The sequence below is a fragment of the Halomonas sp. SS10-MC5 genome (assembly GCF_015992245.1).
In the GTDB taxonomy this organism is placed as follows: Bacteria; Pseudomonadota; Gammaproteobacteria; order Pseudomonadales; family Halomonadaceae; genus Halomonas; species Halomonas sulfidoxydans.
The window spans coordinates 190,174-214,591 of record NZ_CP065435.1; the positions used below are offsets into that span (position 1 = coordinate 190,174).

The 24,418-nt window shown below is 67.7% G+C and carries 21 protein-coding genes; 20 read left to right on the forward strand and 1 reads right to left on the reverse strand.

Annotated elements, in window-relative coordinates; all coding sequences use genetic code 11:
• The first annotated feature begins 4 nt into the window (after positions 1-4).
• Entirely contained in the window at positions 5-760 is a 756-nt protein-coding gene (locus I4484_RS00875; RefSeq protein ID WP_197449195.1) for a ribonucleoside-diphosphate reductase, read from the forward strand.
• A gap of 82 nt (positions 761-842) precedes the next feature.
• On the opposite strand, the gene I4484_RS00880 is transcribed toward I4484_RS00875, so the two are convergent.
• The gene (locus I4484_RS00880) at positions 843-1,598 is read right to left on the reverse strand and encodes a DeoR/GlpR family DNA-binding transcription regulator (RefSeq protein WP_197449196.1); all 756 of its coding nucleotides are present in this window, start codon (positions 1,596-1,598) and stop codon (positions 843-845) included.
• A gap of 150 nt (positions 1,599-1,748) precedes the next feature.
• Between I4484_RS00880 and I4484_RS00885 the strand changes: the two genes are divergently transcribed.
• The 19 genes from I4484_RS00885 to I4484_RS00975 all read left to right on the forward strand — a co-directional run bounded on the left by I4484_RS00885 (position 1,749) and on the right by I4484_RS00975 (position 24,415).
• Complete coding sequence (locus I4484_RS00885; protein WP_197449197.1) at positions 1,749-2,186, forward strand: low molecular weight protein-tyrosine-phosphatase; 438 nt, start codon at positions 1,749-1,751, stop codon at positions 2,184-2,186.
• Positions 2,187-2,688: 502 nt separating this feature from the next.
• Complete coding sequence (locus tag I4484_RS00890; protein WP_338035279.1) at positions 2,689-3,765, forward strand: polysaccharide export protein; 1,077 nt, start codon at positions 2,689-2,691, stop codon at positions 3,763-3,765.
• Between the two features lie 37 nt (positions 3,766-3,802).
• Entirely contained in the window at positions 3,803-6,058 is a 2,256-nt protein-coding gene (locus I4484_RS00895; RefSeq protein WP_197449199.1) for a polysaccharide biosynthesis tyrosine autokinase, read from the forward strand.
• Between the two features lie 6 nt (positions 6,059-6,064).
• Positions 6,065-7,861 (forward strand): ABC transporter ATP-binding protein, encoded by a 1,797-nt coding sequence (locus I4484_RS00900; RefSeq protein WP_197449200.1) that lies wholly within the window; start codon positions 6,065-6,067, stop codon positions 7,859-7,861.
• An 18-nt stretch (positions 7,862-7,879) separates the two neighbouring features.
• Positions 7,880-9,037, forward strand: a complete 1,158-nt coding sequence (locus I4484_RS00905; RefSeq protein WP_197449201.1) for a hypothetical protein — start codon at positions 7,880-7,882, stop codon at positions 9,035-9,037.
• Positions 9,038-9,076: 39 nt separating this feature from the next.
• Complete coding sequence (locus I4484_RS00910; RefSeq protein WP_197449202.1) at positions 9,077-10,084, forward strand: phytase; 1,008 nt, start codon at positions 9,077-9,079, stop codon at positions 10,082-10,084.
• 29 nt (positions 10,085-10,113) lie between these two features.
• Entirely contained in the window at positions 10,114-12,018 is a 1,905-nt protein-coding gene (locus I4484_RS00915) for a nucleoside-diphosphate sugar epimerase/dehydratase (protein WP_197449203.1), read from the forward strand.
• Positions 12,005-13,210 (forward strand): hypothetical protein, encoded by a 1,206-nt coding sequence (locus I4484_RS00920; protein ID WP_197449204.1) that lies wholly within the window; start codon positions 12,005-12,007, stop codon positions 13,208-13,210. The genes I4484_RS00915 and I4484_RS00920 overlap by 14 nt, the downstream gene beginning before the upstream one ends.
• A gap of 90 nt (positions 13,211-13,300) precedes the next feature.
• The gene (locus I4484_RS00925) at positions 13,301-14,194 is read left to right on the forward strand and encodes a glycosyltransferase family A protein (protein ID WP_197449205.1); all 894 of its coding nucleotides are present in this window, start codon (positions 13,301-13,303) and stop codon (positions 14,192-14,194) included.
• Between the two features lie 40 nt (positions 14,195-14,234).
• Positions 14,235-15,155 (forward strand): glycosyltransferase family A protein, encoded by a 921-nt coding sequence (locus tag I4484_RS00930; RefSeq protein WP_197449206.1) that lies wholly within the window; start codon positions 14,235-14,237, stop codon positions 15,153-15,155.
• 36 nt (positions 15,156-15,191) lie between these two features.
• Complete coding sequence (locus I4484_RS00935; RefSeq protein WP_197449207.1) at positions 15,192-15,653, forward strand: adenylyltransferase/cytidyltransferase family protein; 462 nt, start codon at positions 15,192-15,194, stop codon at positions 15,651-15,653.
• Positions 15,654-15,691: 38 nt separating this feature from the next.
• Entirely contained in the window at positions 15,692-16,909 is a 1,218-nt protein-coding gene (locus I4484_RS00940; RefSeq protein ID WP_197449208.1) for a CDP-glycerol glycerophosphotransferase family protein, read from the forward strand.
• 45 nt (positions 16,910-16,954) lie between these two features.
• Positions 16,955-17,668, forward strand: a complete 714-nt coding sequence (locus I4484_RS00945; RefSeq protein ID WP_197449209.1) for a class I SAM-dependent methyltransferase — start codon at positions 16,955-16,957, stop codon at positions 17,666-17,668.
• Entirely contained in the window at positions 17,665-18,837 is a 1,173-nt protein-coding gene (locus I4484_RS00950; protein WP_197449210.1) for a glycosyltransferase family 4 protein, read from the forward strand. Before I4484_RS00945 ends, I4484_RS00950 begins: the two co-directional genes overlap by 4 nt.
• Before the next feature lie 14 nt (positions 18,838-18,851).
• A complete protein-coding gene (locus I4484_RS00955) occupies positions 18,852-20,051 on the forward strand; it encodes an ATP-grasp domain-containing protein (RefSeq protein WP_197449211.1) in 1,200 nt (399 codons plus the stop codon).
• Position 20,052: 1 nt separating this feature from the next.
• The gene (locus I4484_RS00960; RefSeq protein WP_197449212.1) at positions 20,053-20,730 is read left to right on the forward strand and encodes a sugar transferase; all 678 of its coding nucleotides are present in this window, start codon (positions 20,053-20,055) and stop codon (positions 20,728-20,730) included.
• Positions 20,727-21,983 carry a DegT/DnrJ/EryC1/StrS aminotransferase family protein gene (locus tag I4484_RS00965; protein ID WP_197449213.1) on the forward strand — a complete coding sequence of 419 codons (1,257 nt, stop codon included), beginning with the start codon at positions 20,727-20,729 and terminating at the stop codon, positions 21,981-21,983. Before I4484_RS00960 ends, I4484_RS00965 begins: the two co-directional genes overlap by 4 nt.
• On the forward strand, positions 21,889-22,893 hold the full coding sequence (locus I4484_RS00970; protein ID WP_197449214.1) for a hypothetical protein: 1,005 nt from the start codon (positions 21,889-21,891) through the stop codon (positions 22,891-22,893). The genes I4484_RS00965 and I4484_RS00970 overlap by 95 nt, the downstream gene beginning before the upstream one ends.
• Before the next feature lie 250 nt (positions 22,894-23,143).
• The gene (locus tag I4484_RS00975; protein WP_197449215.1) at positions 23,144-24,415 is read left to right on the forward strand and encodes a NupC/NupG family nucleoside CNT transporter; all 1,272 of its coding nucleotides are present in this window, start codon (positions 23,144-23,146) and stop codon (positions 24,413-24,415) included.
• The last annotated feature ends 3 nt before the right edge of the window (positions 24,416-24,418 follow it).

Genomic DNA, 24,418 nt, shown 5'->3' on the forward strand with positions numbered 1-24,418 from the left:
GCTGATGGCCGTCGAAATCAAGTCCAAGATCGTTTCCTACAGCGTCAAGAAGGCGGTGGAAGCGCCGCCGCTGGCCGACGAGAACCCGCTCACGGTACGCATCCCCTCGCGCCCCGAGGGCACCCTCGAGGCCGTCTCAGAGAAGATCTCCTACGTCGGCGCCGAGGGCCGCAAGAAGGTCTACCTGTTGGTCTCCTTCATGCCGGTGGAGGGCGTGCTCGACGGCAAGCGCGTGGTGATCGAGCGCCCGGTGGAGTTCTTCTTCCCCTCCGGCCAGCTCTCCAGCGAACACCAGTGGATCACCGCCACCATGCGCAGCCTGTCGCTGGCCGCCCGCGGCGGCTACGTCACCCAGGCGGTGGCCGACCTGCGCAAGGTGGCCTGGGACAAGGGCCTGGTGCGCTGCGGCATGAACCGCTGGGGCAAGCCGATGTTCCACGACTCCGAGGTGGCGGCCATCGCCTGGTCGATTCAGCAGATCCTCTACCGCCGCGGCTTCCTCGACCAGGACGGCAACCAGGTGCCGGCGGAGGAGCTGGTGAGTCGCTACGCCCATCGCCTGGCGCACGGCCACCCCTGGCAGCCACCGACGCCGGAAGAGGAAGCCAAGGCCGAGCAACAGGCCAAGGCGGCAGTCGCCGACGAGAAGGGCGACGGCCCCACCGTGGTGGGGCACTGCCCGGAGTGTCGCGGCGAGCTGATCATGATGGATGGCTGCCCGACATGCTATGCGGGCTGTGGCTGGTCCAAATGCGGGTAGGTTAGGCGGAAAACTGGCTGCGCTCGGCCATACAACACCACCCACCGAAGCCGGACTTGGTCCGGCTTCGTCGTGTCCGGGGTCAGGCGGCGACGATCCTGGGGCCGCCGTTGGCCTGCGGCAGTGCCATGTCGCCGTCGGTGATCACCACGTCGAAGTCGTCGAGGCGGGCGAAGTAGGCGGGGCGCACCTGGCCGATCTTGCTCTCGTCGACCACCAGCAGGCGTTGCTCGGCGCAGGCGATGGCGGCCTGCTTGGGGGTCACCTCGTGGAAATGGAAGCAGCTCACGCCGCGTTCGGCGTGCACCCCGGCGGCGGAGAGAAAAGCGCGGTTGATGCCCAGGCGCTTGATCGCCGCGTTCATGTCGTCGCTGCCGAAGGACTGCGAGCTGGCATGATAGAGGCCACCGAGAAGCACCAGGCGGACCTCGGGCATCCGGCTGACCGCGTTGGCCACGTTGAGGGCATAGGTCACCACGGTGAGCCGCTCATGGGCGGCAAGCTGGCTCACCAGGGGGAGCAGGGTGGTGCCGCAGTCGATGAACAGGGTATCGCCGTCGGCGATGAAGCCGGCGGCGCGCTCGCAGAGTCGTCGCTTGGCCGGGGCGTGGGCGTCCTTCTGCACGTCGACGTCGTAGACCGGGCCATGGTGCGGGTGGCTGGCCATCACCAGGCGTCCGCCGAGCAGGCTCATGGCGCCGTCGCTCGCGGCCAGGTCGCGGCGGATGGTCATTTCTGAGACGCCGCAGAGGCGGGCGGCCTCGCGAAGATGGAGGGTACCGCTGACGGCGAGCGCCTGTTGCAGTCGGGCCAGGCGCATGGCGCTGCGGTCGTTCATTCGCTGCTCCCACCTTAGTCACTGATTCGAAGATTGCTTTGGCCGACCTATGCTGAGCCAAGCGATGGCGTTTTTCCACTCCGGCAAGCCGGGCGCTATGCTTGTGCTGCAAGGCTTCCCATGCCCGTTCATGTCGAGTGTACTACGTCCATGATTCGCTCCATCCTGGTCGTTTGCCGAGGCAACATCTGTCGCAGCCCCGTGGCCGCAGCGATGCTCCAGCAGCGCTTGCCCCATTGTCGTGTGAGTTCGGCTGGGCTGACCGCACTGGTCGGCCAGGGCGTCGAGCCCAGTGCGCGTGCGCTGGCCGAGGCCGCCGGGCTCGACGTCTCCCGGCACCTGGCCCGGCAGCTCGATGCCCGCTACCTCACGCAAGCCGACCTGATCCTGGTCATGAGCGACGAGCAACGGCGCCTGATCGGCGATCGCTGGCCCCAGGCAGTCGGCAAGGTCATGCGCCTGGGTCACTGGCTGGAACACGGTCGAGGCTGCGACATCCCCGATCCTTATCGACGTTCTCCGGATGCGTTCCAGTGGACGCACCAGCTGCTCGATGCGGCCAGCAGTGAATGGGCGCAACGGCTGTAAGCTGCTGGAGCCGTGTCCACGGCTGATATCCAACCTTCTGTTGTACTTCCGTAGTTGGAGCTTTCGCTCCGGCGAAGGGCAACTCCGCCTCATTTTCCTACCTGATTTTTTCCATACGTCCTGACCGATTTTTGCTGCCTTTCGTGAGCGCCTGTTTTCCGCCGATTTTCAGCACGAGGCTGAGCCAAAAACCATCTGGTGACGCCGAAACACCAATGTAACCTGAATGTATCCTCGGCTTCATCATATCGTCACAGTCGATGTATCCGTAATGTTACAAAATGTAATTGCGGGTCGAGACGATGAACCGGATAAGAAAAATGAAACGGCTCACGGATGACTTGACAGAGAATCCGGGGCGGTAGCGTGCTTTTGGGATCCCGTGGGGGATGAAATAATGACAACGTTAGCAGAAGACAACAAAGCGACTTGGGCATTCGGGAAGACAAAAGGTTGGCCCCGGCTGGCAGGGACGGCGCGACTCACCGTTTCCCTTGTCCTGCTGCTCGTATTGCTCGTGTCGGCCGGGTGCGCCTTTGCTCCGGGGGGGCATATCGATGAGAGCCGGCTCGACGAGTCACTCGACTCTCGTGTCGACATCGAACCGATCACGCCTGAGCTGGTGATGGGCATGCGAATGGTCGAGCCTGCCTCGCGCCCGCTGCCCCCGGAGCTTGAGCGCGAACTCCAGCAGTACGAATATCGCCTCGGCCCGGGCGACGTGGTCAGCGTCATCGTCTACGACCACCCGGAACTCACCATTCCCGGGGGGAGTGAGCGTTCGGCGGCGGAAACCGGCAACCGGGTGCGGCCTGACGGCACCATGTTCTATCCCTACGTGGGACGGGTCCAGGTGGCCGGCATGACGCTGGAGGAGCTGCGCGGCCTGCTCACCCAGAGACTCTCACAGGTGATTACCGACCCCCAGGTGGAAGTAGGCGTCGCCGCCTTCCGCTCGCAGAAGGTCTATGTCAGCGGTGCGGTGGAGCGGCCGGGCGCCCAGCCGCTCACCATCGTGCCGCTGACCGTACTCGATGCCCTCAGCGAGGCCGGCGGGGCACGTAACAACGCCGACTGGCACAACGTCATCCTTACCCGGGATGGTCGCGAGGAGCGTCTCTCGCTCTTCGCCATGCTGCAACAGGGCGACCTGACCCAGAACCGGCTGCTGCGCGACGGCGATCTGCTGCACGTGCCCTCTTCCGAGAACCAGAACGTGGTCGTGCTCGGCCAGGTACTGAGGCCCGGCGCCATACCCCTGGGCAACGAGCGCCTGTCGCTGACCGACGCCCTGGCCCGTGCCGGCGGCGTCAACGAGAGCCGTGCACAGCCCTCCGGCATCTTCGTGGTGCGCGGCAACCCGCCGGAGAGCGAGAAGCTGGCCACGGTGTATCAGCTCGATATCAGCGATGCGACTCGCCTGATGCTGGGCACGCGATTCCCGCTCAATCCCCAGGATGTGGTCTATGTCACTTCCGCTCCACTGGCGCGCTGGAACAACGTGATCTCGCTGCTGCTGCCTTCGGTTACGCTGCCGGGTGATGCCGCCAGGTCCGTCGACAGGGTGGGTGATATTTGAAAGGCATGGCTCATTTACGCCTGAAGAGGTCTTGGATATGACCATATTTCCCAACCCACCTTCTTCCGCCCAGGCGCCTGCAGAGAGCAACGATATCAGCCTGAGGAAGCTGCTCGACATGCTCGTCGAGAAGAAATTCCTCATTGTTGGCATCACCGTTCTCTTCATGCTGGTGGGTTATTTCTACTCCAGTTCCCAACCGCGTATCTACCAATCCGATGCGCTGGTCCAGATCGAGAACCGGGGAGCCATGCTGGGCCTGCTGGAGACCTTGGCCGTAGGCGATCAGGTGAGCAACCCGACCACGGCCGAGCTGGAAATACTCAAGTCGCGCATGGTCATGGGGGCCACCGTGGACCGCCTCGACCTGGCGATCGACATCGCACCGCGGCGGCTGCCCTGGGTAGGGGATTTCCTGGTCCATCACGGCCTCCAGCACGCCTGGTTCGAGCGCCTGGTGCCGAATTTCGTGCTCGGCTGGCTACCCGGCCCGGCCGGTGTCGAAGGCTCCCCCTTCGTATGGGCGGGAGAGACGCTGCGGGTCGCGCGCTTCGAGGTGCCGTTGGAGCGAGAGGGCATGGGGCACACGCTGCGGGTGACCGGCGAAGGGGACTATGAGCTGTTACTGGCGGGGGAACTTGTGCTGGTCGGTCGAGTCGGGGAGACCGTCAGCAGCGAAACGGGGTACCGCCTCTTCGTCAGCCAGCTCGATGCGCACGTCGGCGCCGAGTTCGGGCTCAGACGCGTGTCGCGGCTCAAGGCGATAGGCCAGCTCCAGGGGCGTTTCACCATCCTGCCCCAGGGCAAGGACTCGGGGGTCTATCAGCTGTTGCTGGACGGCACCGATCCCGAGCTGACCCAGCAGACCCTGGATACCCTCACCGGGGTGTTCCTGACCCAGAACGTGCAGCGGCAGTCGGAGGAGGCCGAGCAGCAGTTGGCCTTTCTCGACGAGCAGATCCCTCAGGTCAACGAACAGCTGACCGAGGCCGAAAATCTGCTCAACGAGTATCGTGCCCAGCGCGACTCGGTGGACCTCACCTTCGAGACGCAGAACCTGCTCAACCGCCTGGTAGCGGTGGAGAACCAGCTCACCGAGCTGGCCCTGGCCGAGGCGGACCTGGCCCAGCGCTTCCGCCCGACCCATCCCAACTACCAATCGCTGCTGCGCCAGCGTGCGCAGCTGCAGGCCGAACAGGAGCGCATCAACGGCCTGGTGGGCGACCTGCCCGAAACCCAGCAGGAGGTGCTGCGGCTGACCCGCGACACCCAGGTCAACCAGCAGGTCTACGTCCAGCTGCTCAACCAGCGCCAGGAGATGCGTCTGCTCAAGGCCGGCACCGTGGGCAACGTGCGTATCCTCGATGACGCCGTGATGCGGAGCGGCACGATTGCGCCGCGGATCGCCTTGATCACGCTGGTCAGTGGCATGATCGGGGCGCTGTTGGCGGCGCTGGGGGTCATCCTGCGCTTGCTGCTCAGCCGGGCGATCAAGAGCCCCGACCAGCTCGAGGAGATCGGCCTGCCGGTCTATGCCACCCTGCCCGACTCGGCGGAGCAGACCAGACTGACGCGGCGCGTCCGCCCTGCCGGCCTCAAGGCGACCCAGGAGGTCTTCCGCGGCCTGCTGGCCCTGGAGCAGCCCGAGGAGGTCGCCGTCGAGGCCCTGCGCAGCCTGCGCACCAGCCTCTACTTCGCCATGCTGGAAGCGGGCAACAATCGGCTGATGATCGCCGGGGCCGGGCCCGGGGTCGGCAAGAGCTTCATTGCCGCCAACCTGGCTGCGGTCTGTGCCCAGGCCGGGCAGCGGGTGCTGCTGATCGACGCCGACATGCGGCGCGGCTGCCTCCACCATGCATTCCGTGACAAGGGCGTGCCGGGACTGTCGGAGCTGCTCGCCCAGCGTATCGAACTCGACGAGGCGATCCGTGAAAGCGAGATTGAGGGGCTGCACTACGTGTCGCGTGGCACGCGCCCGCCCAACCCCTCGGAGCTGCTGATGCAGCGCAGCTTCCATGGCTTCCTGCAATCGGTCAGTGCGCGCTACGACCTGGTGATCATCGACACCCCGCCGGTGCTGGCGGTCACCGACGCCGCCGTGGTCGGCAAGCTGGCCGCCACCAGCCTGATGGTGGTGCGCTTCGGCGTCAATCCGCCGGCCGAGATCAAGGCCGCCAAGCGGCGTCTGGAAAGCGCCGGGGTGCGGCTCAAGGGCGCCATCCTCAATGGCCTGGAGCGTTCGACGAGCAGCCATTACGGACATTACGGCAATTATCTCTACGCCTACCGGTGACAAGGTATGTTGCGACAGCTTCGCGAACTCTACTCGCTGTTGGCGCCACGTCAGCGGCGCCGCCTACTGCGACTGCAGGGGTTGATCGTCCTGATGGCCTTTGCCGAGGTGGCCGGTGTCATCTCCATCGGGCCGTTCATGGCCCTGGTCGGCGACATGAGCCGCTTGCAGGGCGAGGGGTGGCTGGGCCAGGCCTACCGCTGGAGCGGTGCCGACAGTCCGCAGCACTTCCTCTCCCTGATGGGCCTGGGGGTCCTGCTCGTACTGCTGGTGGCCGCGCTGTTCTCGATGTACACCACCTGGCGGCTGTCGCTCTACGGGGCCCAGGTGGGCGCCGAACTCTCCAGCCGCCTCTATCGCTACTACCTGCATCAGCCCTGGCTGTTTCATGCCAGCGGCAGCAGCAGCCGGCTGATCAACCGTGTCGCCCAGGAGACCCAGCGGGTCACCACCAAGATCCTGCAACCCTGCATGCAGCTCAATGCCAAGCTGGTACTGGTGACCTGCATGTCGCTGACGATCCTGGTCTACAACCCGGTCGTGGCGCTCGGCGGCATCGCCATCTTCCTCGCTGCCTACTTGCTGTTGTACAAGACGGTGCGTCGTTTCCTGATCAACAACGGCCGCCGCGTGTCGCGCTCCCAGGCCAAGCGCTTCAAGCTGATGACCGAAGGGTTCGGGGGCATCAAGGATCTTCTGCTGCTGCGCCGTCAGGCGACCTTCACCACCCAGTTCGAGCGTGCCAGCCAGAAGGTGGCCCGTGGCATGGGCGTGACCCAGGGGCTCTCCGATGCGCCACGCTACGCGATCGAGCTGGTGGCCTTCGGCTCGGTGATCCTGCTGGTGCTCTATCTGCTGAACGTGCATCAGGGCAACCTGGGCACGATCCTGCCGGCACTGTCGATCTACGCCCTGGCGGGCTTCAAGATGCTGCCGGCCTACCAGAAGATCTACGCTTCCGTCTCCAACATCCGCAGCCACCTGGCCGCCTTCGAGGCGGTCCGCGACGACCTGGTCGCGAGCCGCGGCTATGCCTCCGAAATGGCGCCGGAGGGCGCTTTCCATCCGCTGCCCCTGCGCGACGGCATACGCCTCGATCGCGTGCATTTCCACTACCCGGGCAAGCGCGAGGCGGCGCTCAGCGGCCTGAGCCTGAGCATCCCCGCGGGCAGCCGAGTGGGCTTGGTCGGCGAATCCGGTTCGGGAAAATCGACCGTGGTGGACCTGCTGCTTGGGCTGATTCAGCCGCAGAAGGGAAGGGTACTGGTGGATGACGTCGTGCTGACGGAGGAGAGCCTGGCGCGCTGGCAGGCCGGTGTCGGCTTCGTGCCCCAGCACATCTTCCTGGCCGATGCCTCGATCCTCGAGAACGTCGCCTTCGGTGTGCCGCGCAGCGAGATCGATGTCGCCCTGGTGGAGAAGGCGGTGAGCATGGCACAGCTCGACGTCATGGTCGCCTCGATGCCCGATGGTCTCGAGACGCGGGTCGGCGAGCGCGGCGTCCAGCTCTCCGGCGGCCAGCGGCAGCGCATCGGCATCGCCCGGGCGTTCTACCGTCAAGCGCAGGTGCTGGTGCTCGACGAGGCGACCAGTGCGCTGGACGGCATCACCGAACAGCGCGTCATGAGCGATATCGAGGCGAGCGCCGGCCACTGCACCCTGATCATGGTCGCCCACCGCCTGTCCACGGTGCGCGACTGCGACGTCATCTACATGATCGACAAGGGGTGCGTCGTGGACAGCGGCACCTACGCCGAACTGGCCGAGCGCAACCATGCCTTCCGCATGATGGCCAATCTCTAGCGAGAGGAGCGCCAAGTCATGAACCAGATCGCCGCCGCGCTGCTCTTCTTCGGCTTGAGCCTGTCGAGCCTCTATGTCTTCTCCAGCGGGCTGCCCCAGCCGGCGGATTTCGTGCTGCTCTGTTTCGCCGGCCTGATGGCGCTGTTGGCCCTGGGCGATGAGCGGCATCCGGTCCCGCCCTTCGCCTTCTGCTGGGCCCTGCTGCTGCTGTGGGTACTGCTGGTCAGCCTTGGCTGGGCGTGGGTGATGCAAAGCAGCGCCTTCTTCCTCTACCCGCTCTTCTTCCTGTTCAATTTCCTGGTGGGCATGGCGCTGTTGCGTTTCCTGCGGGTGTTCGGCGAGGCCGGCCGGGGGCTGGTGCGCAACGCGCTCTCCATCGCCCTGCTGATCGCCGCCATGGAAGTGGTGTACCAGCTCGGCACGGGGGTCGGCCGGACCACCGGCAGCTTCAACAACCCCAACCAGCTGGCCTTCTTCTCGCTCTGCGCCATGCTGATGCTGATGTTGCTCGACGACTTCCGCCCCCCGCTGCGGCCGCTGATGCTGGCCGGCCTGGCGGCGGCGGTGGTCAACCTGCTGGCGGCTTCGTCGCTGGGCGCGATGGGCGGGGCGGTGCTGGTCGGGCTCGGCTGGGCCTTTGCCAATGCCGGGCAGTTGCGCCACTTCGCACGACTGAGCCTGCTCGTGCCCCTGATCCTGATGGCCGTGCTGGTGGCGAACCTGCACTCGGAGGGGCAGGTACAGCGTAACCTGCAGGCACGACTGGATCGGGCTTCGACGAAGGTCGAGAACATGGTCGAGGAGCGCCGCTTCGATCGCCTCACCCACTTCCCCGAATATGCCATCCTCGGCGCGGCGGAGGGCGAGCGTCAGCGCTTCGCGCCCTATCACGGCAACGAGATCCACTCCTCCTTCGTCGGCATGCTGTTCGCCTACGGCATCCCGGGGCTCGGCCTGCTGCTTGCCATCATCTTCATGGCGCTGCGCCGTGCACCGTTCTACGTCTGGATGGGGATGGCGGGGCCGCTGGTCTACTCGCTCAGCCACAACGGCCTGCGCACGACCCTGTTCTGGCTGGTGCTGGCGGTCTGCTGGCACTGCTATCGGCACGGCCGCGAAGGGCGGTCTTCCCTTGCCACGGTGGCGGCTCCCATGGCGCCAGTGAAGGAGCGTTGACGCATGGCTTGGTGTCTGGACCGGAAGAGATGGGGAGGTGTGGCCGGCGCGCTGCTCGGGCTCGCCATGGGACAGCCGGCGCTGGCGGCCGAGGTGCCGGTGGTGCGCGCCCAGGGCGAAACCGTGGCGGTCGCGAGCCGCGGAGACGCCGCCGACGACCCGGCGATCTGGCGCCACCCCACGGCGCCCGAGCGCAGCCGCATCCTCGGCACCGACAAGCAGCGCGGCCTGGAAGTCTATGACCTGCAGGGAGCACGCGTGCAATCCCTGCCGGTGGGCAAGCTCAACAACATCGATCTGCGCCAGGACGTGCCTCTCGACGGGCGGCGCATGGACGTCGCCGTGGCGACCCATCGCGATGACGGCCGTCTGGCGGTGTTCGAGATCGATGCGGAGGGGGGCGTGAGCCTGATGGGCCTGGTGCCCACCGGCCTGGAGGAGAATTACGGCCTCTGCCTATATCGCCACGGCGACGAGCTGCACGTCTTCACCAACGCCAAGGAGGGGCACTACCTCCAGCATCGCCTGCAGATCGCCCGGGGCGAACCGCACCTCGAACTGCTGCGCTACTTTCGGCTGGGATCCCAGCCCGAGGGCTGCGTCGCCGACGACGCCCGCTCGCTGCTGTTCGTCGGTGAGGAGAGGGTCGGCGTCTGGGTCATGCAGGCATCGCCGGAAGCCGCCACCTGCCGCGAGCTGGTGATCGAGGCGAGCTCCCCCCTGAAACCCGATATCGAGGGGCTCGCCCTGTACGGCGACCAGTACCTGATCGTCTCCAGCCAGGGCAATGACAGCTTCGCCGTGCTCGAGGCCTCTCCTCCCTACGCGCTGCTGGGGGTCTTCCGCATCGAAGGGGACCCTGAGAGCGGCACCGGCAGCGTCGTCGAGACCGATGGGATCGAGGTCAGTTCGCAAGGCTTCGGCGAACGATTCGCAACGGGACTGATGGTGGTGCACAGCGGCTCGAACGCCGCGCAGAACCAGAACTACAAGTACCTCGACTGGGCGCAGGTGGCGGCCGCCCTCGACCTTCCCGGCCGGGAGTGACCGGGGCCTGCGATTCAAGGGAGGAACCCATGCAGATCCCCTTGCAGCCATTGCTGATGTTGCCTCGCAGCGTCAAGCGACGCGTGCTGGTACTGGTCGATGCCACCCTGGTCGTGGCCAGCCTGATGCTGGCCTGCGCCCTGCACTGGGAGAGCCTGGCGCCGTTGGTCGACCCCGGGCTGTGGCAGACGAGCATCGTCGTCGCCCTGGTCAGCCTGGTGCTGTTCCACTGGCTGGGGCTCTACCGGGTGGTGATCCGCTACATGAGCCATACCACCGTGGCGACCGTGGGCATGGCGGTACTGCTCTCCTCCCTGGTGGCGAAGGCGGCCAGCCAGTGGCTGGGGGTGGTGCTGGCGCTGCCCGTGGTGCTGATCTACGGCCTGTTGCTGCTGCTGGGGCTGGGCGGCGTGAGGTTCCTGCTGCGCGAGCTCTACCTGTTGAGCCAGCGGCTCAAGCGCCGCCCGGTGGTGATCTATGGGGCCGGCGCGGCGGGGTGCGAGCTGGTGGCCGCGCTGCGGCATGGCAGCGAGTACGAGCCGGTGGCCTTCGTTGACGACTGGCGCGGTCTCGATGGTGCTCTGGTCGAGGGGCTGCGCGTGTACCAGCCGGTGAGGCTGGCGGCGCTGGTGGAGGAGTATCGGGCGGCGATGGTGCTGCTGGCCATTCCCAGTGCCCCGCGCTGCCGGCGACGCGAGATCCTGCAGCGTCTCTCCGCGCTCTCGGTGCCGGTCAAGACCATTCCCGGCAGTGCCGATGTGATCGCCGGACGGGCCCGCATCAGCGAGCTGCGCGACGTGGCGCTGGAGGACCTGCTGGGGCGTGAGCCGGTGCCGCCGTTCCCCGATCTGCTCGCGGCCAACATCGAGGGCAAGACGGTGATGGTGACCGGGGCCGGCGGGTCGATCGGCAGCGAGCTGTGCCGCCAGATCATCGCCCAACGGCCGGTCGCCGTTCTGCTGGTCGACAGCTGCGAGTACGCGCTCTATGCCATCGAGCACGAGCTGTCGCAGCACCCTGCCGTCGGTGACGAGGGCATCCGGGTCCGGCCGTTCCTGGTCTCGGTCCAGCAGCCCGATGCCCTGCGTGCCATCTTCACCGCCTTTCCGGTGGATACCGTCTACCATGCGGCCGCCTACAAGCACGTGCCGCTGGTGGAGTGCAACCTGGTCGAGGGGCTGCGCAACAACGTCTTCGGCACCCTGACCCTGGCCCGGGCGGCGCTCGCGGCGGGCGTCGAATCCTTCGTGCTGATCTCCACCGACAAGGCGGTCCGGCCGACCAACGTGATGGGCGCCTCCAAGCGATTGACGGAGCTGATCTGCCAGGCCTTTGCCCAGCAGCAGAGTCGGACCTGCTTCAGCATGGTGCGCTTCGGTAACGTGCTGGGCTCCAGCGGTTCGGTCGTTCCCCTGTTTCGCCAGCAGATCGAACGGGGCGGCCCGGTGGCGGTGACGCATCCGGACATCACCCGCTACTTCATGACCATTCCCGAGGCCGCCCAACTGGTGATCCAGGCCGGCGCCATGGCCACCGGCGGCGAAGTGTTCGTGCTCGACATGGGCGAGCCGGTGCGTATCCGCGACTTGGCGATCAACATGATTCGCCTATCGGGGCTCGAGGTGAAGGACGAGGCTCACCCCGACGGCGACATCGAAATCGTCTATACCGGGCTGCGCCCCGGCGAGAAGCTTTTCGAGGAGCTGCTGATCGGCGGCGAAGTGAAGGAAACGCGCCATCACCGGATCATGACGTCGCGTGAGATGTTCTGGGAATGGCCGAGGCTCGAAGCCTACCTGCAGGAGCTGCAGCAGGCCCTCACCGCCATCGACTACCCCCGGCTGCGGCAACTGTTGCTGGTGGCGCCACTGGACTACTGCCCCGAGGGTGGCGCGACACCACGCTGGGAGGAGGTGATGCGTGCGGTATCGTGACAGTGAGACCGGGTGGGCCGGCCCCGCCGGCCTTGTCGATCGGGTATCGGAAGTCCGCGAGCCGGTGCCGGGGCTGGCGGCGTTCGTGGTGCACGAGAGCGGCCTGGGTGACCTGGCGGCCTACCGTGACATCCTTGCGCAGCTCGGCTTCGACGTGCTGCACGAGTCGGCACTCGACGCACGGTGCCGCAGCGCGATGGCCGAGCACCTGCAGCGCGCCCACCCGGACGGCGCCGACCCGCCTCGGCGCCTGCTGGCGGTACACGATGTCTATCCCGACCGACGGCCTCGCCACCGCGGCGATGCGGTCGGGTCGAACGACAATGCGCGCGTCCTTCGCGCCCAGTGGAAGATGCGCCTTCACACCAATCGCGCTGGCACAGTCTCGGTGAGCGTCTCGGCCGACGCCGATCAGGCCGTCGCCTGGCTGAGCCTGCTGGCGCCGGTGCGGGTCGAGTCGGTGCTCGAGCTGGCTCGCCGGCGCAACGACGCCTTTTGCACCCCCTATCCGGTGCTGGCCGACCTGAGCAAGCACGCCTGCCGGGCCAAGGTCGAGCTGATCGATTTTCACGGTAGGCGTGCCATCTGCAAGACCTTCCGCCCGGGCAGGGAGCGATTCCTGTCACGCGAGGTCAAGGCGCGGGAGCTCGGCGCCTCCTTACCCGAGGTGTCGCGTCTGCTGGAGGTCGGGCCGCGCCACCTGGTCGTCGAGTGGTATGCCGACAGCCTGCCCCGGATTCTCGCGCCCCGGCCGCCCTTCTTTCGTCATGGGCTGCTGCCTCTTTGGGTCATCGAACGGCTGCGGGCGGTGATCCTGCATTATCGCCGGCTTGGCTACGAGTGCATCGACCTCAGCCCGCGCAACCTGCTCTACGACCCCTACCAGGGGCTGAGGATCATCGACTTCGAGTTCCTCCAGCCGGGACCGGAAGTGGCCGATACGCTCAAGGGCAATTACGCCTGGTATCCGGTACCGCGAGACTTTCCCGGCGACGTGCCGCCCCGTGCCCGGCGCCGGCCCTACTGGGATCGTTGGTTCTTCTATACCGGACTGCCGCGGCGCATGTGCCTGTATGAACTGCCGCGCCCGCTGCTCGCGCTGACGCGTTCGCTGGCGCTGGTACCGCTGACGCTGGCGGGGCTGCAGCGGGTCGGCTGGCACGCCGTGCGTCGACTCGGGCGGGGGGTGTGAGAGGGCGCCAGGGCAGCCACGGAACCTCAACGGGCATGACAACAACAAGAACGACAAGCTGCCGCGTGCAGACGCTGGGAATGATCGGGTATGACACTGATATCGGTAGTGGTGCCTGTGTTCAACGAGGCGCAGAGCCTGAGGTCGTCGCTGCCGTCCTTGTTTCGCCAGGTGTTCAAGGAGGTCGAGGTGATCGCCCTGGACGAGGGCTCCAGCGACGGCTCTCTGGAGCTGCTGCGTGGCCACGAACGGGCCGGCCGGCTGCGGCTGTTGCGCTATCGCGGGCAGCGTCGCGGCCGGCTGGCGGCGTGCAACGATGCCGCCCGACGCGCGAGCGGTGCCTGGCTGATGTTCTTCGACCCGCGCGACCTGCTGCTCTTCGACCACCTGTCGCGCATGGCCGCCGCGTTCAGCCGGCACCCCGACGTCGAGCTCTTCGCCAGTGCCTACCAGCGAATGGGGCCGTCGGGCCCGGTGCGGATGGCCCTGCCCAGCCGCGGAGTGCTCAGCCGCCGCAGCGCCCTGGCGGCCTATGCCCGCGCCGACTTCATCCAGCCGCATGCCAGCTGCATCCGGCGTGAGCGCTTCCTCGAGATGGGGGGGTTCGGCGAGCACCTGCGCCAGGGTGGCGAGACCCGCTTCTGGCTCGGGGCGCTGTGCGAGCTGGAGGCGGTCCACTACGACGACACCATCACCAGCCTGTGGAACACCGCGGAGGACGACATCGAGCCCGAGGCGGAGAGCGTGCCCTTGCACCCGGTCGTGGAGCTGCTGGATACCCACGCCGGACGCCTGTCGGCACGCGAGCGACGACGGCTGGAGGCCGCGGTGAACCGCAAGTTGCTCGACTGGGCGATGTGGAAGAAGCGTCGGGGGCAGGCGGTGCGCACCGAGCTGGCCTCGCTGCGGCTGTCGGGCTTGCCGATGCGTCTGTGGCCGCGGGCGTTGCGGCTGATGCTGCCCCCGGCCTGGTTCCGCCGCTGACGATCGAAACCACCCCGCTCCAATCGAGGAGAGGCTTGCCATGCCGTTCTTTAGCGTGATCGTGCCGGTCTACGACAAGGCCGCCTCGCTGGAGGCGGCGCTGGAGTCGGTCTACGGCCAGACCTGCCAGGACTTCGAGCTCGTCGCGGTGGACGACGGCTCGCAGGACGGCTCGGTGGAGATCCTCGCGCGCCACGCCGCGCAGGGCAGGCTCACCCTGCTGCAGCGGGGCAGCCCAGGCCCCGGCGGCTACGCCGCGAGAAACCATGGCGCGTCAATGGCGCGGGCGCCGTGGCTCACCTTTCTCGACGCCGACGATCTCTATCGGCCCGATCATCTGCGGCGACTGCACGATGCCATCGTCGCCCACCCCGGCATCGAGTTGTTCGTCAATGCCTACCAGAAGATGGAGGACGGGCGGCCCCTGCCGAGGATCGAGCGACTGCCCGGCGGCCGCCTGGTGCGCCGCGAAGCGCTGCGTGCCTTCGCCCGCAGCGACTTCATCCACATGAACGGCGCCTGCATCCGCCGCGAGCGTTTTCTGCAGCTGGGCGGCTTTCCGGTCGACCGGTACCGGCGCGGCGGTGACGTCTACTTCTGGCTCAAGGTGCTGTGCGAACTCGACGCGATCCACTACTGCAACAGCGTCACCAGCCTGTGGCAGCTCGAGAACAGCGGCGTGACCCGTGACAAGCGCAATCTGGTGCACCTTCACCCCGGGGTCGATCTGCTGGCGGAGTACGCGGGTCGACTGACCGGCGAGGAGGCGCGCCAGCTGCACGCCGCGATCAATCGCAAGGTGCTCTCCTGGGCGGTGGAGAAGAAACGCCTGGGGCAGCCGATACGCCAGGAACTGGCGGCGCTCTCGCATCTGGGGATGCAGGGCAGGCACTGGCTCCACGCCGCCACGTTGTTGATTCCTCAGCCCTACTACGACCGGCTGAGGCGCTGGGTGAAGTGACGCCATGACAAGCTCGGACGAGCGGGAGGGAAGACGATGGGCGGGACGGTCATTACCTACGGCACCTTCGACATGTTCCATATCGGCCACCTGAACCTGCTGCGACGCCTGGCCGGCATGGGGAGCCGGCTGATCGTTGCGGTCTCCACCGACGAGTTCAACGCCGGCAAGGGCAAGCGCACCCTGATCCCTTTCGAGCAGCGCGCCGAGATCGTGCGCTCCATTCGTTACGTGGACGAGGTCATTCCCGAAACCAACTGGGATCAGAAGATCGATGACGTCCAGCGCTACGGGGTGTCGACCTTCGCCATCGGCGAGGACTGGCGCGGGCACTTCGACTTCCTCGCCCGCTACTGCGAGGTGGTCTACCTGCCGCGTACGGAGGGTGTTTCGACCACCGACCTGAAGCGTTCGCTCAATCGCTTCTGCAGCGTATCCCGTGAGGATCTGCTGCACGCCTTCGACGTGCTTGAGGCGCTGCGCAAGGACTTCGGCTGACCTCTCTTCGCATCGGCCCTGCGGGCCGGGAGTCTCCAATGCTCAATTACCTGACGCGCCTGGCGCGGCAGCTCGCCTGGCTGCCGCTGTGCGCCCTGGGCGCCTGCTTCCCGCGCAACGACCGACTCTGGGTGTTCGGTGCCTGGCATGGCCAGCAGTATGCCGACAATGCCCGCGCCCTCTACCGCCACGTCCATGCCCACGAGCCCGACCTTCGCGCCGTCTGGCTGACCCACAGCCGCGACGTACTGCGCCGGGTGCAGGAGGAGGGGGGCGAAGCCGCCATGGCCTACTCGCTGCGGGGGATCCTGGTCTCGCTGCGTGCACGGCTGTTTCTGGTCACTCACTCCGCCGAGGACGTCAACGCCCATGCCTCCATCGGGGGCACCCTGATCAACCTCACCCACGGCACGCCGCTCAAGCGCTTCGGGCGTGATGCCCATGCCCGCTCGCAGCGCATCGGCGGCGTGACGCGGCTGTTCGACCGCTACCTGCGCCGGCTGCTGCCCGGCAAGCGCGGTCCGGATCAGGTGCTGGTGGCATCGAGCGTGGGGCGCGAGCGCATGATGTCGGCCTACGGGCTGCCTCGCGAGCGGGTGGTGGCGCTGGGCTACCCGCGCTGGGATGCCTTCCGCACGGATGCCGCGGGGCTGCTGCGCGGCGCCGGCATCGAGACCCGCACCTTCGCCGGCGTGCTGCTCTATGCCCCGACGCTGCGCATGCAGGGGAGGGGCGGGCTCGACGTGGCCCAGGGCAAGCGGCTCGAGGCCCTGCTGCCCTGGCTGGAGCGCGAGCGCCTGCTGCTGCTGGTGCGCGGTCACGCCTCGCTGAAGATGAGCGGCATCGCGGCGCTCGAGCGCCGTTCGGCCCACGTGCGCGAGGTGCCGGTCTCGCGCTTTGCCGACGTCAATGCCCTGCTGCCGGCCGTCGACCTGCTGCTGACCGACTACTCCAGCCTGATGTTCGACTACGCCTGCCTGCGCCGGCCGATCGTGCTGATGGCGCCGGACCTCGCGAGCTACCTGAACGAGGACGTCGGCGTCTACGGCGACTACTTCGCCGATGCGCCGGGGCCGGTGATCGAAGGCTGGCAGCAACTGCCGGCGGCCTGGCGGGCGATCCAGGCGGGCGAGCACGACGCCGCCCTGGCGCGCTTCGTCGCGCGCCACGCGGCGCTCCACGACGGGCGCGTCTGCGAGCGCATCACGGCACACCTGCGCGCCTGTAGCCAACAGCCGGTGCCGCGCCACGCCTGAGCACGGACGCCCTTCCTCAACCTGACGAACAATAACGGGTCCTCCATGAGCCAGATCCAGATATCTCCGGAACGTCTGTCGCGGGACTACTACCGATTCCAGCGCTACAACTCCAAGCAGCGCATGCTGGCCTACTGGCATCAGCTCAAGCTGATCGAGGAGTGTCGCCCCGCCACGCTGCTGGAGGTCGGTGTCGGCTCCGGCATCGTCACCGCGTACCTGCGCCACCAAGGGGTGAGCGTGACGACGCTGGACATCAACCCTGCCCTGCGCCCCGACCATGTCGGCTCCATCCTGCGTCCCCCGCCGGCGCTGGCGGAGCGCCGCTTCGACATGGTGCTGTGCTCGCGGGTGCTGCATCACCTGCCGTTCGATGAGTTCCCCCAGGCGCTGTCGATGCTCTCCCGGCTGACCGGGAAACATTGCCTGCTGACCCTGCCGGTGAACGACTTCCGCCTCTACTGCCTGCTGCGCCTTACCTCCACCTCGCCGTACACGCTTTCGCTGCCGTTGCCGCTGGCCCTCAAGCGGGCCTGGCAGCGTAGACGCGGGCGCACCTCGGGCAGCGGGCTGTGGCAGATCGATGCCTCGCCGGCGACCTCGCGCCGGCGGGTGATCGCCGAGATCGGGCGTTACTTCGACTGCCTGCGGCACTACCCGGTCCCGGAGGACCGCTCGCACATGGTCTACCTGCTCCGCCCCAGGCCTGCCGCTGTCGCGGCGGAGCGCCCCGTGGGGGAGGACGTCCGGTGCGTATGACCGAAACGGCCGGGGGCGCGGCGCAGGCGCTGCCGGTCGTCAGGCGCCGCGTGCTGGTGATCGGCGGTACGGCTCGCTCGCTGAGCAATTTCCGGGGGCCGCTGCTGAAGCTGCTCGGCGAGCGTGGCCACCGCATCGTCGCCGCGGCGCACCCGGATGCCTCCGCCGAGGGGGTGCGGCGCGAGCTGGCGGCGCTGTCGATTCCCTTCGAGCCGCTCGTGATCGGGCGGGGCGGCCTCGACCCGCTGGAGGATTGGCGCACCGCACGGGCGATTCGCGCCCTTATAGCGCGCCATGCGCCCGAGGTGCTCATCGCCTACACCGCCAAGCCGGTGATCTACGCCGGGCTGGCGGTACGCGACCAGCCGGGGGTGCGCTTCCATCCGATGATCACCGGGCTCGGCTACGCCTTCTCCGAGGCACGTGGCGCGAAGCGCAGCCTGTTGCATGCCCTGCTGACCCGGCTCTACCGGCGCGCGCTGGCCAACGCCCACACCACCATCTTCCAGAACCCCGATGACCAGGCGCTGTTCCGTGAGTGCGGCCTGCTCTCGCCGACGGCGCGCTCGGCGGTCGTCGACGGCTCGGGGGTCGATGTCGACCTCTTTCCCCCCCGTCCGCTGCCCCGGGAGCCGGTGTTCCTGATGCTGGCGCGGCTGATGGTGGAGAAGGGCGTGCGTGTCTACGTCGAGGCCGTCCGCCTCGTCCACGAGCGCTACCCCCAGGCGCGATTCCAGCTCGCCGGCGCGCTGGACCCCAACCCGTCCAGCGTGCGGCCCGAGGAACTCGCCGCCTGGCAGGCGGCCGGCGACATCGAGTACCTGGGCAAGCTGGAATCGGTTCAGGCAGCGCTGGCCGGCTGCCGCTGTTACGTCCTGCCCTCCTGGTATCGCGAGGGCATCCCGCGTTCGGTGCTCGAAGCGATGGCCACCGGGCGCCCCATCATCACCACCGATTCGCCCGGCTGCCGCGAGACGGTCGAGCCGGGCATCAACGGGTGGCGGGTCGAGCCGCGCAGCGCTCGCGCCCTGGCCGACGCCATGCTGGCCCTGATCGAGGCCGACGACACGGCCGTGGCGGCCATGGCTCGCGCCAGTCTGGAGCAGGTCGAGAGGCGCTATGACGTGCGCCGGGTCAACCGCCAGCTGCTCGAGATCACTCAGCTCTAGTCGAGGAGGTTCGCATGGGCAACGAGACCAGAGTAATGCTCACTCATGGCTGGTGTCGCAGCAGTTATTCGGCGCTGCGTGGTCTGGCGCGCCGGGGCGTGCCGGTGGTGGTCGCCGATACGGCGAGGGTGGGCATGTGCCAGGCATCACGCCTGACGCGGGGCCGCGGACGCTATCGCTCGCCCTATGCCGACCCGGATGGCTTCGTCGACGATATCGCTGCCCTGTGCGAACGTCATCGCATCGGTCTGCTGCTGCCCGGGCACGAGGAGGGCGAGCTGCTGGCGCAGGCACGTGAGGCGGGCCGGCTGCCGGCCGGCGTGTCGCTGCCGCTGGCCAACGTCGACAGCCTGGTACGGGTCAACGACAAGGATCGAATCAGCCGGCTGGCGCGGGACCTGGATGTGCCGGTAGCGCCGATCGTCGACTACCGGACGCCGGCCGAAGCCGGCGTGCGGACCGACAGCACACGCGAGTACGTGGCGCGGGCGCGGCGTGGCAACAGCTCCAAGGGGGTGCGCTTTGCCCGCGGCGGTGCGGCCCTGACCGCCGCGCTGGAACGCATGGTCGACGACTTCGCCCTGGATCCCGCACGGCTTCCCATCGTTCAGGAGTGTGTCGCCGGCGATGGCTGGGGCGTCTCCTGTCTCTACTGGTACGGCGAGCGCATCGCCTCGTTCACCCATCACCGCCTGCAGGAGAAGATCGCCACGGGCGGCACCAGCACCCTGCGCGTCAGCGCCGCACATCCTTCGCTGGAGGCCGATGCCCATCGCCTGCTCGATGCGCTGGGCTGGCATGGCCTGGCCATGCTGGAGTTCAAGTTCGACCCCACCAGCGGACGTCACGTCTTCATCGAGATCAATCCGCGCCTGTGGGGCTCCATCGACCTGGCGTTGAGCGCCGGGGTCAACTTTCCCTGGCTGCTCTACCTGGCCGAGACTCGCGGTCCGGCCGTGGCCCGCGCCCACTTCCGGCCGGGGCGCAGCGGGGTGGTCTCGCGCTGGCTGCTGGGCGACCTGTTGCGCCGGCTGGACCTGCTGCGGCGCGGGCGGCTGCGCGACGGCCTGGGTGTGGACGGGACCCGCGCTCACGCCTACGACGACTTCAAGCTCGACGACCCCTTGGTGCTGTTCGGCGAGGCGCTCTACTACCTCGCCAAGGGGGTCACCATGCACAGCCTCAATCCCGTCGAAGCGGGCATGGTGCGCTGAGATGCGCCCGTACCAGCAGCACCTCGAGGCGCCGCTGCCGCGCGAACTTGGCCTGACGCCGGCGCAGCGTTTCCTCAAGCGTGCCTTCGACCTCGTCCTTGCGGCGGCGCTGCTGCTGCTGCTGCTGCCGCTGATCCTGGTGGCCGCCTGGGCCGCGGCGCGGGATACCCAGGCCTCGGGCTTCTTCGTGCAGGAGCGTGTCGGCCGCGACGGGCGTCCCTTCCGCGTGATCAAGCTGCGTACCATGCGCCCCCAGGCGGGCACCAGCGTGACCACGCTCGACGATCCGCGCATCACGCGGCTTGGGCGTATTCTGCGACGCAGCAAGCTCGACGAGCTGCCCCAACTGTTCAACGTACTCGCCGGGCACATGAGCTTCGTCGGGCCTCGCCCCGACGTGCCGGGCTTCGCCGACCTCCTCGACGAGCAGGACCGGGTGATCCTCGCCGTGCGTCCGGGTATCACGGGTCCCGCTACCCTCAAGTACCGCGACGAGGAGCGCCTGCTGGCCGGCGTGGCGGACCCCGAGCGCTACAACCGCGAGGTGATCTTTCCCGACAAGGTGCGGCTCAACCGGGACTACGTCCTGCACTGGTCCTTCGGCCGCGACCTGGGCTACCTCTGGCGCACGCTCTTTCCCTCAGGCAATGCAGCACGATCCGAGGAGCAACCGGAATGACTCAACCCAAGGCATGGCCCTTCCACGAGGAGGATGAACGCGAGGCGGTGGAGCGTGTCCTGCGCTCGGGCCGCGTCAACTACTGGAACGGTGAGGAGGGGCGAAGCTTCGAGGAGGAGTTCGCCGCCTTCCATGGCGTGCCGCATGCCATCGCCCTGGCCAACGGTACCGTGGCGCTGGAGCTGGCGCTGCATGCGCTGGGCGTTGGGCCTGGCGACGAAGTGGTGGTGACGCCACGCAGCTTCATGGCTTCGGTCTCCTGCGTGGTGGCCCGCGGTGCGCGGCCGGTGTTCGCCGACGTCGATCCCGACTCCGGCAATCTCTGCGTGGAGAGCGTGGCAGCGGTACTCACCCCGCGGACTCGAGCCATCGTGGCGGTGCACCTGGCCGGCTGGCCCTGTGACCTGGATGGCCTGCGTCGACTGGCCGATACCTGTGGCCTGTGGCTGATCGAGGATGGCGCCCAGGCCCACGGTGCCACCTGGCGCGGGCGTCCGGTCGGCAGCGTCGGTGACGCGGCCGCGTTCTCGTTCTGTACCGACAAGATCATTTCGACGGGCGGCGAGGGCGGCATGCTGCTGCTCAAGGACGAAGCGGCCTGGCGGCGCGCCTGGAGCTACAAGGACCATGGCAAGTCGTGGTCCGCGGTGCAGGGCGTGCACCCGCCGGGGTTCCGCTGGTTGCACGACGACTTCGGCACCAACTGGCGCATGACCGAGATGCAGGCGGCGATCGGCCGTTGCCAGCTGCGCAAGCTGCCGCGATGGCTCGAACGGCGCCGCGAGAACGCGGCCTACCTGAGCCAGCGGCTCGGCGGTCTGCCGGGCCTGCGCGTGCCGCAGCCACCGCCCGAGGCCGGCCATGCCTGGTACAAGTTCTACGCCTTCGTCGAGCCCGATCGGCTATGTGCCGGCTGGGATCGCGACGCCGTGGTGGCGGCCATCCAGGCCGCTGGCGTGACCTGCCTGCACGGCGGCTGCAGCGAGATCTACCGCGAGCGCGCCTTCGACGGCACCGGCTGGCGTCCGCCGTCGCGGCTGCCGATAGCGCAGCGTCTCGGCGAGACCAGCCTGATGCTGCTGGTCGATCCCACCCAGACACCGGAGCGGCTGGCCACGGTCGCCTCGGCGGTCGAACACACCCTGGAGGAGGCAAGCCATGTCGACCATGGTCGCCACGACGCTCCAGCGCTGCCGGCGGTTGTACCGGCGGATCTGGCGGCGGGTCGGTCCCAGGCAGTATCCCGTCCCTGACCTGAGCCGGGAGGCGGTGGGCCCCCTGGAGGCCTTTTACGCCCATCGTGGCACCCCCTGTCTCATCCAGTGCCGGCTGGCCGACTGCCGTTGGTTCGGACCCACCGGCATCGCCTACGGCCGCGACTCGCTGCACCCTTATGTGCAGAGCCTGCGCCAATACCTGGACGGTGAGTGCCGAAGCTATCGCGGGAGCTGCCTGGAAGCCTATTGGCAGAACTGGCAACCGGCGACGCTGGCCGCCTCGCTGGGCGTGCCGCTGGAAAGTGCCCACCCCTGGCTCCGGTTGGCGCCGCCCCTGAGCGATTTCATGCCATGGAGTGACGTGCGCCAGCTGCACCTGCTGCGCACCCTGGCCGAATTGGCGTCGCAGGATAACGGCGAGGAGCCGTCGCTGGTATCCGAGACCACGGTGCGTCAGGTGGGGCCCAAGCCGGACTGGTTCGGCGAGCGGCGCCTGAACCAACTGGTCGCACTGCACCGGGCCATCCTGCAGGAGGGGTATCGCCAGCGCGCCTCCCAGCGGCTGGAGTATTTCCACCAGCACATCGTGATCGATACGCTCGCGCGCGGTGACGAAGTACGCTTCGTGGTGGCCAATGGCCAGCATCGCGCCTCGGTGCTCTCGGTGCTCGGCTACGCTAGCGTGCCGGCCCTGGTGCACGTATCGCATCGCCGGGGGCCATCCCTGGTGCGCCGCGAGGACTGCCTCAGTTGGCCAGCGGTGCGGCAGGGCATCCTCACCGCGGACCAGGCCCTGGAAATCTTCGACCGAGTCTTCGAGGGGCGCCCGCCGCCCGGTTTCCCGCGCCTGGCGCGCGCGGGCGAAGCGACCCCGGCGCCGCGCGAGCTCGAGATGACGCCATGTGCGCAGGTGATGCCGGAGGGCTCGCCAACCGATCGTCACTGACGCGCCCCCGCATTACGACGAGGCCGCCACGCACTGCGTGGCGGCCTCGTTGCGTCTGGCGCCGCGGATGTTGGAAGTGTCACACTGAATGTTATAGATTTAACATTCGCATGATCTTCGCGTGTCTTGCGTAGCATTTGCGCGGTCTTCGCGTGGGCTTCGCGTGGGCTTCGCGTTAGCCCCGTACGCTTCCTACTATAACCAGGTGCGCCCCTGTCGCGGCCACCCAGCACGAACGGAAGGACCTCCCATGACTGCCATCATGAGCCTGGTCGGCATGGCGACGCTGATCGCCATCGCTCTTATCTTCTCCACCAATCGCCGCCACATCCGGCTGCGAACCGTGGGCGGCGCCTTCGCCATCCAGGCCGGCATCGGTGCCTTCGTGCTCTACGTGCCGTTCGGCCAGGCGGTGCTGCAGACCATTTCCGCCGGGGTCAGCCAGGTGGTGCTCTACGCCAACGACGGCATCGACTTCCTGTTCGGCGGCCTGGCCGACGTCGACAGCATCGGCTTCGTCTTCGCCATCAAGGTGCTGCCGGTGATCATCTTCTTCTCCTCGCTGATCGCCGTGCTCTACTACCTCGGCATCATGCAGTGGGTGATCCGCCTCCTCGGCGGCGCGCTGCAGAAGGCGCTGGGCACCTCGCGCACCGAATCGCTCTCGGCCACCGCCAACATCTTCGTCGGCCAGACCGAGGCGCCGCTGGTGGTGCGCCCCTTCATCGCCCGCATGACCCCCTCCCAGCTGTTCGCGGTGATGTGCGGCGGGCTGGCCTCGGTGGCGGGCTCGGTGCTGGCCGGCTACGCGGCGCTGGGCATCCCCATGGAATACCTGGTGGCGGCCTCGTTCATGGCCGCCCCCGGCGGGCTGCTGTTCGCCAAGCTGATCATGCCCGAGACCGAAAAGCCGGTAGACGACGTCGAGGAGGCCAACGAGGTCATCGAGGAGGAGGACAAGCCGGTCAACGTCCTCGATGCGGCGGCGGCCGGGGCCACCTCGGGGCTGCGCCTGGCGGCCAACGTCGGCGCCATGCTGCTCGCCTTCATCGGCCTGATCGCGCTGATCAACGGCATGCTCGGCGGGGTGGGTGGCTGGATCGGCGTCGAGCAGCTGAGCCTGGAGTTGATTCTGGGCTGGCTGTTCGCCCCGCTCGCCTTCGTGCTCGGCGTGCCCTGGGAGGAGGCGACCCTGGCCGGCTCCTTCATCGGCCAGAAGCTGGTGGTCAACGAGTTCGTCGCCTTCATCAACCTGTCGCCCTACGTCGAAGGCACGTCGATGGTGGTCAATACCGGCCAGGCCATGAGCGGCCATACCGTGGCCATCCTCTCCTTCGCCCTGTGCGGCTTCGCCAACCTCTCGTCGATCGCCATCCTGCTCGGCGGCCTGGGCAGCATCGCCCCCAGCCGGCGCCACGACATCGCCCGCTTCGGGATCAAGGCGGTGCTGGCCGGCACGCTCTCCAACCTGATGTCGGCGGCCATTGCCGGTTTCTTCCTCTCCATAGGCGGGGTGATCTGATGG